At 69.9% G+C, this 17,013-nt stretch carries 16 protein-coding genes; 13 read left to right on the forward strand and 3 right to left on the reverse strand.

Annotated elements, in window-relative coordinates:
* Window position 1: 1 nt before the first annotated feature.
* Genes ACWEV3_RS22855 through ACWEV3_RS22885 form a run of 7 tightly spaced genes read left to right on the forward strand, consistent with a single transcriptional unit; the run spans window position 2 to window position 7,669 of the window.
* Window positions 2-853: an MlaE family ABC transporter permease gene (locus tag ACWEV3_RS22855; RefSeq protein ID WP_452615851.1), complete on the forward strand. Its 852-nt coding sequence runs from the start codon at window positions 2-4 to the stop codon at window positions 851-853.
* Window positions 850-2,175 (forward strand): MCE family protein, encoded by a 1,326-nt coding sequence (locus ACWEV3_RS22860; RefSeq protein WP_452615852.1) that lies wholly within the window; start codon window positions 850-852, stop codon window positions 2,173-2,175. The genes ACWEV3_RS22855 and ACWEV3_RS22860 overlap by 4 nt, the downstream gene beginning before the upstream one ends.
* Window positions 2,172-3,209 carry an MCE family protein gene (locus ACWEV3_RS22865; protein WP_452615853.1) on the forward strand — a complete coding sequence of 346 codons (1,038 nt, stop codon included), beginning with the start codon at window positions 2,172-2,174 and terminating at the stop codon, window positions 3,207-3,209. The genes ACWEV3_RS22860 and ACWEV3_RS22865 overlap by 4 nt, the downstream gene beginning before the upstream one ends.
* Window positions 3,206-4,225: an MCE family protein gene (locus tag ACWEV3_RS22870; protein WP_452615854.1), complete on the forward strand. Its 1,020-nt coding sequence runs from the start codon at window positions 3,206-3,208 to the stop codon at window positions 4,223-4,225. Before ACWEV3_RS22865 ends, ACWEV3_RS22870 begins: the two co-directional genes overlap by 4 nt.
* Entirely contained in the window at window positions 4,225-5,376 is a 1,152-nt protein-coding gene (locus ACWEV3_RS22875) for an MCE family protein (protein WP_452615855.1), read from the forward strand. Before ACWEV3_RS22870 ends, ACWEV3_RS22875 begins: the two co-directional genes overlap by 1 nt.
* Entirely contained in the window at window positions 5,373-6,524 is a 1,152-nt protein-coding gene (locus tag ACWEV3_RS22880; protein WP_452615856.1) for an MCE family protein, read from the forward strand. Before ACWEV3_RS22875 ends, ACWEV3_RS22880 begins: the two co-directional genes overlap by 4 nt.
* Window positions 6,524-7,669 carry an MCE family protein gene (locus tag ACWEV3_RS22885; protein ID WP_452615857.1) on the forward strand — a complete coding sequence of 382 codons (1,146 nt, stop codon included), beginning with the start codon at window positions 6,524-6,526 and terminating at the stop codon, window positions 7,667-7,669. The genes ACWEV3_RS22880 and ACWEV3_RS22885 overlap by 1 nt, the downstream gene beginning before the upstream one ends.
* Before the next feature lie 45 nt (window positions 7,670-7,714).
* Here the strand turns inward: ACWEV3_RS22885 and ACWEV3_RS22890 are convergent, their stop codons facing one another.
* Both ACWEV3_RS22890 and ACWEV3_RS22895 read right to left on the reverse strand, forming a co-directional pair.
* A complete protein-coding gene (locus ACWEV3_RS22890) occupies window positions 7,715-8,683 on the reverse strand; it encodes a hypothetical protein (protein WP_452615858.1) in 969 nt (322 codons plus the stop codon).
* A 169-nt stretch (window positions 8,684-8,852) separates the two neighbouring features.
* Window positions 8,853-9,743, reverse strand: a complete 891-nt coding sequence (locus ACWEV3_RS22895) for a DUF2268 domain-containing protein (RefSeq protein WP_452615859.1) — start codon at window positions 9,741-9,743, stop codon at window positions 8,853-8,855.
* Between the two features lie 73 nt (window positions 9,744-9,816).
* On the opposite strand from ACWEV3_RS22895, the gene ACWEV3_RS22900 reads away from it, so the two are divergent.
* The 4 genes from ACWEV3_RS22900 to ACWEV3_RS22915 all read left to right on the forward strand — a co-directional run bounded on the left by ACWEV3_RS22900 (window position 9,817) and on the right by ACWEV3_RS22915 (window position 14,247).
* On the forward strand, window positions 9,817-10,764 hold the full coding sequence (locus tag ACWEV3_RS22900) for a CPBP family intramembrane glutamic endopeptidase (RefSeq protein ID WP_452615860.1): 948 nt from the start codon (window positions 9,817-9,819) through the stop codon (window positions 10,762-10,764).
* A 22-nt stretch (window positions 10,765-10,786) separates the two neighbouring features.
* Window positions 10,787-11,362: a DUF6578 domain-containing protein gene (locus tag ACWEV3_RS22905; protein ID WP_452615861.1), complete on the forward strand. Its 576-nt coding sequence runs from the start codon at window positions 10,787-10,789 to the stop codon at window positions 11,360-11,362.
* Window positions 11,363-11,541: 179 nt separating this feature from the next.
* Window positions 11,542-13,374 carry a molecular chaperone DnaK gene (gene dnaK, locus ACWEV3_RS22910; protein ID WP_452615862.1) on the forward strand — a complete coding sequence of 611 codons (1,833 nt, stop codon included), beginning with the start codon at window positions 11,542-11,544 and terminating at the stop codon, window positions 13,372-13,374.
* Window positions 13,375-13,479: 105 nt separating this feature from the next.
* Complete coding sequence (locus ACWEV3_RS22915; protein ID WP_452615863.1) at window positions 13,480-14,247, forward strand: IclR family transcriptional regulator; 768 nt, start codon at window positions 13,480-13,482, stop codon at window positions 14,245-14,247.
* 69 nt (window positions 14,248-14,316) lie between these two features.
* Here ACWEV3_RS22915 and ACWEV3_RS22920 read toward each other — a convergent pair whose 3' ends face one another.
* On the reverse strand, window positions 14,317-14,529 hold the full coding sequence (locus ACWEV3_RS22920; RefSeq protein ID WP_452615864.1) for a hypothetical protein: 213 nt from the start codon (window positions 14,527-14,529) through the stop codon (window positions 14,317-14,319).
* Between the two features lie 283 nt (window positions 14,530-14,812).
* Here ACWEV3_RS22920 and ACWEV3_RS22925 point away from each other — a divergent pair, with 283 nt between their 5' ends.
* Both ACWEV3_RS22925 and ACWEV3_RS22930 read left to right on the forward strand, forming a co-directional pair.
* The gene (locus ACWEV3_RS22925; RefSeq protein ID WP_452615865.1) at window positions 14,813-15,835 is read left to right on the forward strand and encodes a YdcF family protein; all 1,023 of its coding nucleotides are present in this window, start codon (window positions 14,813-14,815) and stop codon (window positions 15,833-15,835) included.
* A 22-nt stretch (window positions 15,836-15,857) separates the two neighbouring features.
* The gene (locus ACWEV3_RS22930; RefSeq protein WP_452615866.1) at window positions 15,858-17,006 is read left to right on the forward strand and encodes a VanZ family protein; all 1,149 of its coding nucleotides are present in this window, start codon (window positions 15,858-15,860) and stop codon (window positions 17,004-17,006) included.
* Window positions 17,007-17,013 lie beyond the last annotated feature (7 nt).

Genomic DNA, 17,013 nt, shown 5'->3' on the forward strand with positions numbered 1-17,013 from the left:
GATGGCCGTCGTCGACCCGGTCGCCGCCCCGTTGCGGCGGCGGATCACCCGCGGGCCCGGCGACGCGCTCGCCGAACTGGGCTGGCAGCTGTCGTTCTACCTGCGCGCCCTCGCCCTGGCGCCCGTCGCGCTGCGCCGCTACTACCGCGAAACCGCCCGGCTGCTCACCGAGGTCGTGTTCGGCAGCGGCGCGCTGGCCGTCATCGGCGGCACGCTCGGCGTGATGATCGGCATGACCGTCGCGACCGGCGCGATCGTCGGCCTGCAGGGCTATTCCTCGCTGAACCAGCTCGGCACCTCGGCGCTGACCGGGTTCGTCGCCGCCTACTTCGACACCCGCGAGGTCGCGCCGCTGTCGGCGGGCCTGGCGCTGTCGGCGACCGTCGGCTGCGGGTTCACCGCGCAGCTGGGCGCAATGCGGATCTCCGACGAGATCGACGCCCTGGAGGTGATGGGCGTGCGGACGCTGCCATACCTGGTGACCAGCCGGGTGCTGGCCGGGGTCGCGGCCGTCATCCCGCTGTACGTGGTGGGGCTGCTCGGCTCGTACTTCGCGTCCCGGCAGATCACCGTGTGGTTCTACGGCCAGTCCGCGGGCACCTACGACCACTACTTCCACCTGTTCCTGCCGCCGGAGGACGTCCTGTGGTCCTTCGGCAAGGTGATCGTGTTCAGCATCGCGGTGATCCTGACGCACTGCTACTACGGCTACACCGCGCGCGGCGGCCCGGCTGGTGTCGGCGTCGCGGTGGGATGCGCGGTGCGCACCTCGATCGTGCTGGTCGCGGTGCTGGACTTCTTCCTCAGCCTGGCCATCTGGGGCTCCACCACGACGGTTCGGATCTCGGGATGAACGGCCGGCGGAGCAGGCGCCGCTACCAGGCGCTCGGAGTGGTGTTCCTGGTCGCGGCCGGGATGTTCGTCGCGGGCACGATCGCCATGTACCGCAAGGCGTTCACGCCGGTCGTGGCGGTCAGCCTCGAAACCGACCGGATCGGCAACCAGATGCGGGTGGGCGCCGACGTCAAGGCGCGCGGCGTGGTGGTCGGCGAGGTGCGCGGCGTGCGCGCCGAGGGCGACCACGCGGTGCTCGACCTGGCACTGCGGCCGGACCAGGCGGAGCTGATCCCGGCGAGCGCGTCGGCGCGGCTGCTGCCCAAGACGCTGTTCGGGGAGCGCTACGTCTCCTTGCACATCCCGGAGAACGCCGGCTCGCGGGCGCTGGCCTCCGGCGACGTCATCCCGCAGGACCGCAGCGGATCGGCGATCGAGATCGAGAAGGTGCTCGGCGACCTGCTGCCGGTTCTGCAAGCGGTGCAACCGGAAAAGCTCTCGACGACGCTGACCGCGGTGTCGCAGGCGCTGGACGGCCGCGGCGAGCAGCTCGGCGACACGCTCGTGCAGCTGGACGGCTACCTGGAGCGGCTGAACCCGTCGCTGCCGAAGCTGGAGTCGGTCATCGCGCGCATCGACGACGTGGCCGACACCTACGCCGAGGCCGCGCCCGACCTCGCGCAGGCGCTGTCCGACCTGACCACCACCAGCAAGACCATCGCCGAGCAGCGGCAGGCGCTGAACACCATGCTGGGCACCGTCACCGGCAGCGCGAACGACCTGAACCGGTTCCTGGCGCTGAACGAGGACAACCTGATCAACCTCACCGGCACATCGAGGTCCACTCTGGAACTCCTCGCCGAATACGCCCCGGAGTACCCCTGCATGCTCAAGCAGTTCGCGGACTCGATCCCGAACGCCGAGCGATCCTTCGGCAAGGGCACCGAGAACCCCGAGATCGCCAAGTTCACCATCGAGATCACCGGCAGCCGCGGCAAGTACCTGCCGGGCGTGGACACGCCGAAGTACCTGGACCAGCGCGGGCCGCGCTGCTACCCGTGGGTCGAGGCGCCGGACACCTTCCCGCAGTACCCGCCGGGCGGGCCGGTGCAGGACGGTTCCGTGTTCCCGGAGCCGCCGCGCGACCGCGACGAAGTGTTCCCGTGGAAGCAGAAACCGGCGTCCACCACGTCGCAGTCGGTGGCGAACACGCCTGCTGAGCGGGACCTGCTGTCGACGCTGCTGGCGCCGCAGATGGGCGTGCCGCGCTCGGACGTGCCGGACTGGAGCGGGCTGCTGGTCGGCCCGGTGTACCGCGGGGCGGAGGTGACGGTGAAATGAGGTCGATAGTCGCGCCGCTGGTCAAGCTGCTGATCTTCGCGGCGGTCACGATCACGCTCACCGGGGTGCTCGCGATGACCATCGCCGCCTCCACCTCCGGCTCCGCCGACTCATACCACGCGCGGTTCGCCGACGCCTCCGGCCTGGACGTCGGCGACGACGTGCGGATGGCGGGCGTGAAGGTGGGCCGGGTGACCGGGCTGGAGGTCGTCGACGGCAAGCACGCCCTGATCCGCTTCGACCTCGACGCCGGCCGGCGCCTCCCGCGCGACGCCGCCGCGACCGTGAAGTTCCGCAACCTCGCCGGCCAGCGCTACCTGGCGCTGGACGCGGCGCTGCGCGATCCGGCGGACGTGCTGCCGCCGGGCGGCGAGATCCCGCTGGAGCGGACCCATCCGGCGCTGAACCTCACCGCGCTGTTCAACGGGTTCAAGCCGCTGTTCCAGGCGCTTTCACCGCAGGACGTCAACCAGCTCTCGGGCGAGATCGTCCAGGTGCTGCAGGGCGAGGCGGGCACGGTGGACAGCCTGCTCGCCCACACCGCGTCGCTGACGTCCACCATCGCCCGCAAGGACGAGGTGATCGGCCAGGTCATCGACAACCTCAACGCCGTGCTGACCACCGTCAACGCGCGCGGCCCGCAGCTGGGCGAGCTGATCACCTCGATGCAGCAGCTGACCAGCGGATTCGCCGAGCAGCGGAAGCCGGTGGGGGAGGCCGTCGCCGCGCTCGGCGAGCTCTCCAACACCACCGCCGGAATGCTGGAGGAAGCGCGGCCGCCGCTGCAGAGCAGCATCGGCGAGCTCAACCGGGTCGCCGGCATCCTCAACGCCGAGCAGCCGAAGCTGGAGGCCGACCTGCAGAACATCCCGGAGCGGCTCAACGCGCTGACCAGGACCGTCAGCTACGGCAGCTGGTTCAACTTCTACCTGTGCCGGATCTCGGGCACGGTCGGGATCTCCGAGATCAACATCTCGATCCCGATCCTGCCGCTGCCGGCCTCGGAGATGCCGGAGAGGTGCAAGCCGTCATGAAGCGGTTGCGGGAGCGGAACCAGGCCGTCGTCGGCCTGGTCGCCGTCGTGCTCATCACCTGCGCCACGCTGGGCGCGTTCTTCGCCAAGGACCTGCCGGTGATCGGCGGCGGCACCACCTACGAGGCCTACTTCTCCGAGTCGGCCGGGCTCGCGGCGGGCAACGACGTGCAGATCGCCGGGGTCAAGTCCGGCGAGGTCACCGACGTCTCGCTGGCGGGAAACCGGGTCCTGGTGTCGTTCCGCGTCGACGGCGCGCAGATCGGCGACCGCAGCCGGGCGAGCATCGAGATCAAGACGCTGCTCGGCGAGAAGTACCTGGCGCTGCAACCGGAAGGCGCGGAGGAGCTCGCGGAGCCGATCCCGGTCGAGCGGACCGCCGCGCCGTTCGACATCCCGGACGCGCTCGACCAGCTCACCCGCACCGCCGACCAGGTCGACACCCAGCAGCTAGCGCAGAGCTTCCGCGTCCTGGCAGACACCTTCCGCGGCGCGCCGCAGCACATGGGCCAGGCGATCGACGGGCTTTCGCAGCTGTCGCAGACCATCGCTTCGCGCGACCAGCAGCTCACCGAACTGCTGCGCAACACCAGCGGCGTGAGCAAGATCGTCGCGGACCGCGACGATCAGGTGCAGCGGCTCATCTCGGACGGGAACCTGCTGCTGACCGAGCTGCAGCACCGCCGGGAGGCGATTTCGGCGCTGCTGATCGGAACCCAGCGGCTCTCCGACGAACTGCGCGGCCTGGTCGCCGACAACCAGCAGCAGCTGCGGCCGACGCTGGAGCAGCTCAACCAGCTGACCGAGATGCTGCAGCGCAACCAGGACGACCTGGGCCGCGTCGTGGCGGCGATGGCGCCCTACGTGCGCGGCTTCAACAACACGGTGGGCAACGGCCGGTGGTTCGACGGCTACCTGTGCGGTCTGTTCCCGCCCGCGATCAACGCCGGGCCGCTGCAGACGAACACGACGTCCTGCGAGATCCCGGTGCCGACCCGGCCCGTCGGAGGTGGCTGATGTCCAAAGTGGTCGGAATCGGATGCGCGCTGGCGCTGCTCGTCAGCGCGGGATTGTGGTGGCTGTTCACCGATCCCGGGAAGCAGATCACCGCGTACTTCGACCGCACCGTCGGGGTCTACGCCGGATCCACCGTGCGGGTGCTGGGCGTCGAGGTGGGCAGGATCGACGGCGTCGTGCCGCAGGGCGACGTGGTGCGGGTGGACATGCACGTCGACGACGACGTGCAGATCCCGGCCGACGTGAAGGCCGTGGTGGTCGCGCCGAGCCTGGTCAGCGACCGGTACGTGCAGCTCACCCCGGCCTATTCCGGTGGCGCCGAACTGGTTTCGGGCGCGGTGCTGGCCAAGGACCGCACCGCGACGCCCGCCGAGCTCGACGACCTCTACCGCAGCGCCAACGCGCTCGCGCAGGCCCTCGGCCCGGACGGCGCGAACAGCACCGGAGCGCTGTCCGAGGTGCTGTCCACCTCGGCCGCCGCGCTGGAGGGCAACGGCAAGGACCTCAACGCCACGGTGAAGCAGCTCGGCGACCTTGCCGGCACCCTGCAGGAGAACCAGGGCGACCTGTTCGCCACGGTCGACAACCTGAACACCTTCACCGCGACGCTCGCCGCCAGTGACCGGCAGATCCAGGAGTTCTACGGGCGGGTCGACGACGTCACCGGATTCCTGGCCGGTGAGCAGCAGCAGATGGGTGCCGCGCTGAGCTCGCTGGCCGTCGCGCTGGACGACGTCTCCCGGTTCATCCGCGACAACCGGGAACTCATGACGTCCAATGTGGACAACCTGACGGGCGTGACGCAGCAGCTGGTGGACCAGCGCCAGGCGCTGGCGGAGGTGCTCGACGTCGCACCGCTGGGCGCGACGAACTTCATCAACTCCTACGACGCGGCCTCCGGCAGCGTCACGGTCCGCGGCCACCTCAACGAGCTCACCCACCCGCCGGTGCTGATGGTGTGCAAGCTGATCCAGCACAGCATGCCCGAGCCGGTGCCGCAGGGCCTCAAGGACGCCTGCGACAAGCTCGCGCCGTACCTGGACGGCAAGCTGCAGCTGCCGTCGATCGGCGAAACCATGCACCACCTGCAGCAGGGCGAACTGCCGCCGCTGCCGCTGGTGGACGCCGCCCAGCAAGGAGGCCCCCGATGAAGCGGTTCGCGCCGGTGCTGCTGGCGGCGCTGCTGGTGTCCGGTTGCGGCACGGCGGGATTCACCGGTCTCTACAACGCTCCGCTGCCCGGCGGCGCGGAGCTGGGCTCGAACCCGTACCGGGTGACCGCGCACTTCGCCGACGTGCTCGACCTGGTGCCGCAGTCCAACGTGAAGGTCAACGACGTCGCGGTCGGGCGGGTGGAGCGGATCGAGCTGAGCCCCGACAACACCACAGCGCTGGTGCACATGTCGGTCAACGGCGACGTCCGGCTGCCCGCCAACGCCGACGCCCAGCTGCGGCAATCGAGCCTGCTGGGGGAGAAGTTCGTCGAGCTCACAGCACCCACCAGCGCGGCCGAGGGCGCGCTGGCCGACGGCGCGGTGATCCCGCTGGAACGCACCAACCGCAACCCGCAGGTCGAAGAGGTGCTCGGTGCGCTGTCGATGCTGCTCAACGGCGGCGGCGTGGCGCAGCTGCAGGACATCGTGCGCGAGCTCAACGGCGCGTTCACTGGCAACGAGGCGGAAATCCGTTCGCTGCTGGGAAATCTCAACGAAACGGTCACCCGGCTGGACGGGCAGAAGGACAACATCACCCGCGCCATCGACGGCCTCAACCGGCTCTCGTCGACGCTGCGCGGGCAGACCGACCAGATCGCGGGCGCGATCGACGGCCTGGGCCCCGGCCTGCGAACCCTGGAGGAGCAGCGCGGCCAGCTCGTCACCATGCTGCAGTCGCTGGACCAGCTCTCCGGCGTGGCGGTGCAGACCGTCAACCGCAGCAAGGACGACATGGTCGCCGACCTGCATGCGCTGGCGCCGACGCTGCAGAAGCTCGCCGAGACCGGCGACGCGCTGCCGGACGCCATCGCCTACCTCGCGACCTACCCGTTCCCGGAGTACGTCATGAAGCCGCTCAAGGGCGACTTCGTCAACGCGGACGTGCGGTTCGACCTGGACCTGAGCACGATCATGGAGAACCTCACCCGCTCCTCCGGCCCGCTGATCCCGATCCCCGGCCTCAGCGACGCGGGCCAGCCGGGACTGCGGCCGCCACCGCCGGCCCCGGCCCTGCCGCCGCTGCCGATCCCGGCTCCGCAGTCGATGCCGCCGGTCCCGGCCCCGATCCAGTTGGGAGGACGCTGATGTTTGCGCGGAAGACCAAGATCCGGCTGGGGCTGTTCATGGTGCTGGCGGTCGTGGGCATCGGCTACGCGGGCGGGCAGTACGCCGGGCTGGACCGCTACTTCGGCGGCAGCGGCTACACCGTGACGGTGCGGATGGCGGACTCGGGCGGGCTGTTCACCAATTCCGAGGTGACCTACCGCGGCGTCGCGGTCGGCCGGGTCACCGAGATGCGGCTCACCGACGCGGGCATCGACGTCGACCTGCACATCGACGACGCCGCGCCGCCGATCCCGGCGGGCGCCCGGGTCGCGGTGGCCAACCGCTCGGCGGTGGGGGAGCAGTACCTCGACCTGCGCCCGGAGCGCGACGGCGGCCCGTACCTGGCGTCGGGATCGGTGATCGAGCAGGAGCGCACCGAGTTGCCGCCGGCGCCGGAATCGCTGCTGGTCGACCTGGACCGGCTGGTCGGCAGCGTCCCGGTCGACGACCTGCGCACGGTCGTCGACGAGGTCGGCACGGCGTTCGACGGCACCGGCGGTCACCTGCAACGCATGCTGGACGCGACGAGTTCGGTGACGGCCGCCGCCGACCAGCACCTCCCGCAGACCACCGGGCTGCTGGCCAACAGCGACGTGGTGCTGCGCACCCAGCAGCAGCAGTCGGAGCAGATCGTGTCGTTCAGCAGCGGGTTGCGCGAGATCTCCGGGCGGCTGAAGGAATCCGACCCGGACCTGCGGCGGATCATCAACGGCGCGCCGGCGGCGAGCCAGGAGGTCGACGCGCTGCTGCGCAGCGCGGGCACGGATTTCGGCGTGGTGGTGGCGAACATGCTGACCACGATGCAGATCACCGACGTGCGCGGCCCGGCGATGGAGCAGATGCTGGTGGCGCTGCCGGTGATCTCGGCGTTCTCCCACACGCTGTCGCCGGACGGCACGGGACACCTCGGCCTGGTGCTGAACTTCTTCAACCCGATCGCCTGCACCAGGGGCTACGAGGGCACGCCCCGCCGCCCGGGAAGCGAAACGGCGCCGGGCCCGACGAACGAAGACCTGCACTGCGCGGAACCCCCGGGCAGCGTGATCAGCGTCCGAGGCTCCCAGAACGCCCCCCGAGCCCCGGTCCCGGACCCGGTAGCACCACCACCCCCGTTCGTGCCGTGAGCGCTGGCCGTGTGTACTTTGTGTCGCTATAGCAGCAGAAAGTACTCACGGGCCCAGACACCTCCGGCACCTTCTCGTCGGTCCTTGCCACCCCTCCCGCCGAAGCACCGCCATCACTTCGCGTGCCACCGCGCACGGGGTGCGGTCGACGTCTTGCCAGCCGTACACGAGCCGAGCCGTTCCGCTGAGCTCGGCATTGTTGTCCCGCCGCCGGTCGCGGAACGCGGTTTCGGCGTCGCTGTGGTAAGCGCGGCCGTCCAACCGGACGATCAGCGAGACGCCGATGCCGTCGTAGCTGCAGTCCTCAAGAAGCTTCCGCCCGAACGCGTGAACGGGCACCTGGCGCCGTGCGCGAGGAATGCCGTGAGCACGCTCGACGTCCAGGAAGTAGCGGGCCTCCAGCATCGACGTGAGCCCTTCGGCGAGCAGCCGAACCGCTCGATCAAGGGCGGAGCCGTAGCGGAAGGCCGGTCTTGCTGCCAGCCGGGCACGAATTTCGTCCGACCCGACCCGGTTCGCGGAGGCGACCGTCAACAGGGTGCGTTCGGCCGCCGCCTCGTCGGGTTCGGCCGTGGCCAGGTCGACAACGGTATCGGCACGCGACGTTCGCGGCGGATCGTGGGACACGACGATGTGCCGGAACGCGCGACTGCGGTGCACGACAACGCCTTCCTGCGGGACGGCCGACGTCCCGAACGGGACGGTGACGTGGATGGGTCCGTCATCGGGGGGTAGCCAGCCCCATTCCTGCGCGGCCGTGCGATGGCTGAGCGCGGCCGGGAGCTCGGCGTAGAGAAGGGCGGCGGCGAGCCGGGCTTTGCGCGGGAGCGGGCCGCTGAACAAGGCAATCACGCCACGATGGACGCGTTGCCAGCGGCGGGCCTCGATGTTCGCCCGGACCGTGGCGTAGCTGATGCCGAATTTCCGCAGCTGCTTGCACGTGAAGACGGTGTGCTGTCCGCGGCTCAGCGACTCCCAGTCGGCTTGGTCGGTCTCTCGGATGTGGAAGGGCACACCCTCATAGAGGCGCGGACTTCTTGCCCAGATACACCCGCCAGCACTTCGAGTGGACTTGGCACCGGGAAATGCATCCGATCCGGTCTAGGCGGGCTGTGCGGCCCGTGTGTACTTTGTGTCGCTATAGCAGCACAAAATGCACACGGGCCGGTTGGCGCCGGTGCGGTCAGGCGTTGGTCGGCACGCCTGCGTTGGTGAGGACCTCGCGGGCCGGGAGGGCCGTGCTCTGGGCCGCGGTCAGGCCGGAGGCCGCCAGGTGCGCGTCGACGATGCGCAGGCCCGCCGCGTATCCGGCGAAATCCGGTAGCCCCACCGGTTGCTGTCCCATGTGCCGGGCCGTGGCGTCGCCGAAGACGTACGGGGTCAAGTTCTGCATCCCGGCCACGTCGACGGCGGCCGCGATCTTCCGGTACGCCGAGTCCAGTTCCGCGCCGGTCAGCGCCTGGGACCACGGGCCCATGGCCTGCTCGCCGGCCAGCTCCCGCACGAACGCCTCGGCCAGGCCCTCGGCGACGACGTGTTCCCCGACCGTGACGGCAGCGGGGTCCCAGACGACGTTCGCGTAGCGCACGTTGTGGTGCATCTCGTGCGCGGCGGCGTGGCCGATCTTCGCCAGGCTCGTCTCGGTGGGCCACATCACCAGCTGGATCGCGCCCGGGAACCCGCCCATGCCGAAGTACCCGGCACTGCGCTCCATCAGGTGCTCGTCATCGGGGTTGCCGAGCACCAAGACGACGTGCACCGTGTCGGCGTGCTCGATGCCGGGCGCCGCCCCGCTGATCCGCGCCCACGCGGCGGAGAGGGACTCTTCGACGCGGCTCCACACCTCGGCTTCCTGCATCCGGCGCAGCGCGGGCACGTATCGCGGGTCCTCGCAGTCGAGCCGGAAGCCGCTGCCGCCCATTTCGTACATCTGGACCAGGTCCACATCTCCCATCACGGACATCGCGGGCTCCAGCGGGCTGAGTATCTCGCGCAGGGCATCGCGCCGCTCCGCCTGCGGTCGCTGGAGGAGGTCGAGCATCGCCGATGCCGTGTCGTGAACAACGATCTTCATGGCCCGGGACCGTAGGGTCTCCAGTCGCTGGAGGGTCAAAAGGTCCCGCCGTGGGGCTTTAGGCTCTGATGCGATGGATGATCGGGAAGGGACGAACATGAGTCTTCAGCGGGAATCGGTCGCGGCCGTCGATGCCCGGGGTGTGCCGTACCACCTGCTCGCGCGCACGGCGGCGCACCGCTGGTGGCGGCCGCTGGTCGGGATCCTGCTGCTGGTCGGCATCGCGTCGGTGTTCCTGGTGGTGACCGCCGCCGTCGGCATGGGCCTGGCGGTGCTGGTGGGCATCGGCCTGGACGCCGAGCTGGGCTTCGCCGCCCCGCTGTGGGAATTCGGGTTCGGCTTCGCCACCATCGCCATCATCCTGCCCGCGGTCCTGCTGACGGCGCGGTGGTCGCAGCGCCGCCCGGTCGGCACGGTGTCCAGTGTGGAGGGACGGCTGCGCTGGCGGTGGTTGCTGCACTGCGGGGGATGGGCGGTGCTGGGCTTCGCCCTCATCGCCGCCGTCGACCTCGTCCTGGCGCCGGACTGGGACGCGGCGTCGTGGCCGGGCTGGCCGACGTTCCTGGCGGTGCTCGCGATCGCCGTGACGCTCGTGCCGCTGCAGGCCGCCGCCGAGGAGTACCTGTGCCGCGGCTGGCTGGTGCAGACCTTCGCCTCCTGGACCCGCACGCCGTGGCCGGGGGCGTTGGCCACCTCGGTGCTGTTCGTGGCGCTGCACGACTACACCGAGCCGCTGGTGTTCGCCGACCTCTTCATCTTCGCGATGGCCATGTGCTGGCTGACCATCCGCACCGGCGGGCTGGAGGCGGCGATCGCGCTGCACGTGGTGAACAACGCGGCCTTCGCCGTGTTCGCCGGCACCCAGGGCGTGCCCAGCCTCGACCAGAGCGGCAGCTACTCGGTGTGGGACGTCCTGCCGACCACGGTCCTGACCGTGGTCTACGCGTGGTGGATCGACCGCCGAGCCCGCCGCCTCGGGGTCGCCACCCGCAGCCGCCCGGCTACGATCGGGGCATGTTGAAGATCGGATTCACCCCGGCGCGGTGAGCGCCGCCGGAGCGCGGCACCGGCTGACGGTGCCCGTCCTGCTGGACGGCTGGCAGATCGAGTGCTGCGGAACGCCGCCCGCGGTCGGCGACGAAGTGTCCTGGTGGCTGGAGTGGAGCCAGTGGTCCGCATCGGCGGTCCCGACCGATATGGCGCTCCGGGCGAGGCTGGAACGCCGCCCTGCGCCGGAAGGCTCCGGAGCACGAATGACCGGCGGAACCGCGCACGCGGTGGCGATGGCCGGCGGCGTCAGCGTGTTCGTATCGGTACCGGAGCCGCTTCCCGCGGAGCTCACGCTCACCGGAGTGCTGCACGAAGACCACCACTCAGCCCGGTCGCCCGACCTGCGGACGGGCGGACGGGTCACCGCGGTGTGGCTCGTGTCCTGGGAGTACGAGCTGCAGGATCGCTGCTGGCGGCCCGTCGACGGCACCGCTGAACTCGAGAGCGTTCAGCGCGCGCCGAAGTTCATGCCCCGCTCGACGCCGCCAGAGCGCGGCGGGCACTGGCGGAATACCAACGCGGTGCTGGTCGAGCTCGAAACATCCGGTGGGCCGCCCGCTGCGTCATGAGCGGGGACGATCGAGGGGACAACGTCGTCCCCGGCGCGTCGGACGGCACGCGCCCATCCTCCCGGGCCGGTGCGGCTCGGGAGGTCTTTGCCCAGGTGGCCGCGGTCGTGGGGGGTTCCCATACTGAGGGTGTCGGCCTCGCGGGACCCGCCCGCCGGCGGGTCGGAGGGGAGTGCGTGATGGGGCGCGTGGTGGGAATCGACCTGGGGACGACGAACTCGGTGGTGGCCGTGCTGGAGGGCGGCGAACCGACGGTCATCGCCAACTCCGAGGGGTCCCGGACCACTCCGTCGGTGGTGGCCTTCGCCAAGAACGGCGACCTGCTGGTGGGGCAGCCCGCGAAGAACCAGGCGGTCACCAACGTGGACCGCACCATCCGGTCGGTCAAGCGGCACATGGGCACCGACTGGAAGGTCCAGGTCGACGACAAGGCTTACACGCCGCAGGAGATCAGCGCCCGCGTGTTGATGAAGCTCAAGCGGGATGCGGAGTCCTACCTCGGTGAGGACGTCACCGACGCGGTGGTGACGGTGCCCGCGTACTTCGACGACTCGCAGCGGCAGACGACCAAGGAAGCGGGCCAGATCGCGGGGCTGAACGTGCTGCGGATCATCAACGAGCCGACCGCGGCGGCGCTGGCCTACGGCCTGGAGAAGGGCGAGAAGGAGCAGACCATCCTGGTGTTCGACCTCGGTGGCGGCACCTTCGACGTGTCGCTGCTGGAGGTGGGCGAGGGCCTGGTCGAGGTCAAGGCCACCTCGGGCGACACCCATCTCGGCGGTGACGACTGGGACGAGCGCGTCGTCGAGTGGCTGGTGGACCGGTTCCGGGCCTCCTCGGGCATCGACCTGAACAAGGACCGGATGGCCATGCAGCGGATCAAGGAAGCCGCCGAGAAGGCCAAGATCGAGCTCTCCAGCTCGTCGCAGACCAGCGTCAACCTGCCCTACATCACGGTCGACGCGGACAAGAACCCGCTGTTCCTGGACGAGACGCTCTCCCGCGCCGAGTTCGAGCGCATCACCTCCGACCTGCTGGAGCGCTGCCGCAAGCCGTTCAACAACGCGATCCGCGACGCCGGGATCAAGGTCGGCGACATCAACCACGTGGTGCTGGTGGGCGGGGCGACCCGGATGCCCGCCGTGACCGACCTGGTCCGCGAGCTCACCGACGGCAAGGAGCCGAACAAGGGCGTCAACCCGGACGAGGTCGTCGCCGTCGGCGCCGCCCTGCAGGCCGGTGTGCTGCGCGGTGAGGTCAAGGACGTCCTGCTGCTCGACGTCACGCCGCTGTCCCTGGGCATCGAGACCAAGGGCGGCATCATGACCAAGCTGATCGAGCGCAACACCACGATCCCGACCAAGCGCTCCGAGACCTTCACCACCGCCGAGGACAACCAGCCGTCGGTGATGATCCAGGTCTTCCAGGGCGAGCGGGAGATGGCCGCGCACAACAAGAAGCTCGGCATGTTCGAGCTGACCGGCCTGCCACCCGCGCCGCGCGGCATGCCGCAGATCGAGGTCACCTTCGACATCGACGCCAACGGCATCGTGCACGTCAACGCCAAGGACCTCGGCACCGGCCGGCAGCAGTCCATCAAGATCAGCGGCGGCTCGGCGCTGCCGAAGGACGACATCGACCGGATGGTCAAGGACGCCGAGGCGCACGCCGAGGAGGATCGCAAGCGCCGCGACGAGGCCGAGACCCGCAACCAGGCGGAAACGCTGGTCTACCAGACCGAGAAGGTCCTCACCGACAACGCCGACAAGATCCCGGCCGACACCCGGACGCAGGTGCAGGACGCGATCAAGGAAGTCAACGAGGCCCTCAAGGGCGACGACGTCGACAAGATCCGCGCGGCGGTCGACCACCTCGCGGCGACGTCGCAGGCCATCGGCCAGGCCATCTACGGCCACCAGCAGGCGGCGGCCGGAGACGGCGAGGCGAAGCAGGCGGAAGAGGACGTGGTCGACGCCGAGATCATCGACGAGGACGACAAGAAGAAGGAGTGATCCGGAGGGCTCGGTCCTTTCGCTGCTATGGCGACACGAAGTGCACACGGGCCCGGCTCGTGCAGTCGCAGGACGATGTTCGCCTGAGAAGAATAGAATTCCAGCATGAAGAACAAGCCGTCCTACGCGCTGGCGTCCGTCGACAACGCTCTGCTGCTCCTGCAGATGCTGCGCGACCAGGGTGGCCTGCGGGTCAGCGAGGCGGCCGAGGAGCTCGGCATCGCCCGCTCCACCGCGCACCGCCTGCTGTCGATGCTGGTGTACCGGGACTTCGCGATCCAGGACGACCGGCGCACCTACGTGCCTGGCCCGGCGCTGGCTGCGAGCCAGGTGGCCGGCCACCCGAACCAGCAGCTGCGCAAGGCGCTCCACCCGCACATGGACGCGCTGTGCGAGCGGGTGCAGGAGACGGTGAACCTGATGGTCCGGGTGGGCACCCAGACCCGGTTCCTCGCCAGCGTCGAGTCGACGCAGGTCCTGCACGTCGGCGACCGGCGCGGCACCATCCTGCCCGCGCACCTGTCCTCGGGCGGGAAGGCGCTGCTGGCGGAGCTGGAGCGGGCCCAGCTGGAGCAGCTCTACCGGCCGGGCGAGCCGGACCGGCAACTCCCGGAGCGGGAGTGGAAGACGTTGCTGCGCGAGCTAAAGGCGGCCCGCGAGACCGGCTACGCCCTCAACCGCGAGCGGACCGAAGACGGCGTGGCGGCGGTCGGCATGTGCGTCCACGACGGCTCCGGCGAACCGGTCGGGGCCCTGTCGATCTCGGCCCCCGCGGCGCGCTTCGCGCCCAAGCGGATCCCGGTGCTGGTGCAGGAGATGCGCGCCGCGGTCGCCCGCGCCGAGATCGACCTCAAATCCCTCCCCGACCTGTGACCGGTGGGACGCCGGTTTCAATCGAAACTGTCATCCCACCGGTGAGTCGGGCGCGGTGTCGGCGCAGTTTCAATTGAAACTGCGGCTCCTGTCGGCCAGGAGGGCATTCGAACGTTCCTCGTGGTCGCCCTGTGCTGGGTCACCGTGGTATTCGACGGCTACGTCCTGATCGTCCACGGCACCGTGCTGCCGGTTCGTCCCGCGCAACCGGCGGACCCTGGTTTCGACGCTGATGATGTCCGGCGTGCCGATCGGTGGGAGCGCGGCGGCCTCGCTGGACATCTGGATGATCCCGGCGTGGGCTGACCGAGCATGCGAGTACCAGGTGGACATCGACGGCGATACCCCGCACGTGGTGCGCGGATCCACTGTGGACCTATGGTCGTTCATGAGTCGGGGATCCCACAGCGAGAAGGCGACCGCAATTCCCGCAGGGGGCCGCTACCCGCACCGCCACGCAGAGCAAGTTCGGAAACAGGCTCTGTAGCAGCACAAACTGCTCACGACTCCGGGTCTGCGGAAACGTGCGGCCGCGGTCCAAACCACCATCGGTTACGCTTCCGCCGTGCACGACGACTACCAGGTCCCCATCGCGCTCTTCTTCGTGCCGGCGGGTGTCTTCTTCGCAATGTTCTTGGTGAGCTTCGCCTTCGACCGCCGGAAGGTGCGCAACGGCCTCTACCTGTTCTTCGCGCTCGTGTTCCTGGTGGGCGCGTCGCTGATGGCGCTCGCTTCGAAGTCGCTGGCCGTCGCCGGGTTCGTGCTCATCTCGCTGCTGTTGCTCTTCGTGCTGATGATCCTGGTGCTCGCGATCTTCCTGATCGCCAACGGCGTGACGATGATCCGCCGGGAGGGCAGGCGCCTGGCCAACCTGCTGTCGCTGGCCGCGGGCCTCGGGATCTTCGCCTACATCGGGTTGCGGGCGCTGGCCAACAGCGTCCAGTGGACCCCGCTGCAGGCGACCATGGACGCCGTCGGTGCCGTGCTCTCGTACGTTTCCCTGCTGTTCATGTGCTTCCTGCTCTACTCCTTCGTCTACGGCCGGATCTGGCACCGCCGCGCCGTCGACTTCGTCGTGGTGCTCGGTTCCGGCCTGATCGGCTCGCGCGTGCCGCCGCTGCTGGCCAGCCGTCTCGACCGCGGTCGCGCCGTGTTCGACGCCCAGCGGGCGAAGGGGCGCGACCCGGTGCTGGTGACCTCCGGCGGTCAGGGGCCGGGCGAGGACCTGCCCGAGGCGCGCGCGATGGCCGATTACCTCATCGACAAGGGCGTGCCGGAGGACCGGATCCTGGTCGAGGACCAGTCGCGCAGCACCGAGGAGAACCTGCGGTTCAGCAAGGCGATCATGCAGCAGCACCAGCCGGAGTACCGGTGCGTGGTGGTGACGAACAACTACCACGTCATGCGCGCCGCCACCATCGCGCGCAAGGAGAAGGTCAACGGCCAGGTGCTCGGTTCGCCGACGGCGCGCTACTTCTGGCCGAGCGCGACGATCCGCGAGTTCGTGGCGGTCTTCCTGTCGCACAAGATCGTGAACTTCGGCATCTGCGCGTTCCTGATCATCACGAACGTGCTGCCGGCTCTCTAGGACGGCTGAGGGGCAGGTCGATTTGAGCGCGAGGTTGACGCCGGCGGTGCTGGCGATCGCCATCGGCGTCCTGCTCGCGGTCGCCTGTTTCGTCCCGTACGTCGCGAGGCAGTACCGGCGGCGCGGCGAGCTCGGCATCGGCAACGCCGTGCTGGCGCTCGCCGGGCTGATCTGCGGGCTCGGCCTCATCGCCTACGTGCTCGTCCCGTTCCCGACGGTGGGGCCCGATTTCTGCGCCGTCTCCGGTGCGGGCGGGCCGCAGCTGGTCCCGTTCAACTTCCTGCGCGACATGCAGAAGGAGGCCACCGGCAGCGGGATCGCGGCGACGCTGCGCAACCCCGCGCTGACGCAGGTGCTGCTGAACGTGGCGCTCTTCGTCCCGCTGGGCATGTTCGTCCGGTACATGTTCCGGCGCGGCGTGGCGGCGACCGCGGTCATCGGCCTCGCCGTGTCGCTGCTGATCGAGACGACGCAGCTGACCGGGATCTGGTTCCTGTACCCGTGCGCCTACCGGCTGTTCGACGTCGACGACCTGATGGCCAACGGCCTGGGGGCGCTGGCCGGGGCGCTGGCGGCTCCCGTCCTGCGCGCCGTGCCCGGCCAGCGGCTCGGCACCGAACCGGGAACACCGCGCCCGCTCACCCGGTCCAGGCGGGTCCTGGCGGCCGTGTGCGACCTGTTGATCTTCAAGCTCTCCGGCGTGCTGGTCGCCACGGCCGGAACCGTGCTGGTGGTGGCGGTCAACGGCGAGCTGTTCGACGAAGACGGGACCAGGATCGGTCACCTGGCCGGCCAGGAGGCGGCTCAGCTCGTCGGCGTCTGGCTGCCGTGGCTCGTGCTCGCGGTCGTGCTTCCGCTGGCGGGCAGCGCGACCAGCCTCGGGCAGCGCATCGTCCGGCTGCGGGTGGTCACCGAGGATGGGAGCGCGCCGGGCGCCCGGGCGCGGTTGGTGCGCAGCCTCACGGGCGTCGGCGGCTACCTGCTGCTGGTGCAGCTGGGCGATCTGCCCGTGCTGACGATGTTCTCCCTGCTGGGTTCCGCCTTCGCGGTGGTGTCGTTCGTCGCGCTGTTCACGACATCCGGGTTCCGCGGCCTGTCCTGCCGCTTCGCGCGGCTGCGGATGGTCGACGCCCGAACACCGAGCGAGGAGCCCGCCGAACCGGCCCGGTGAGCGCCTG

This window comes from Saccharopolyspora sp. NPDC003752 (assembly GCF_053605825.1).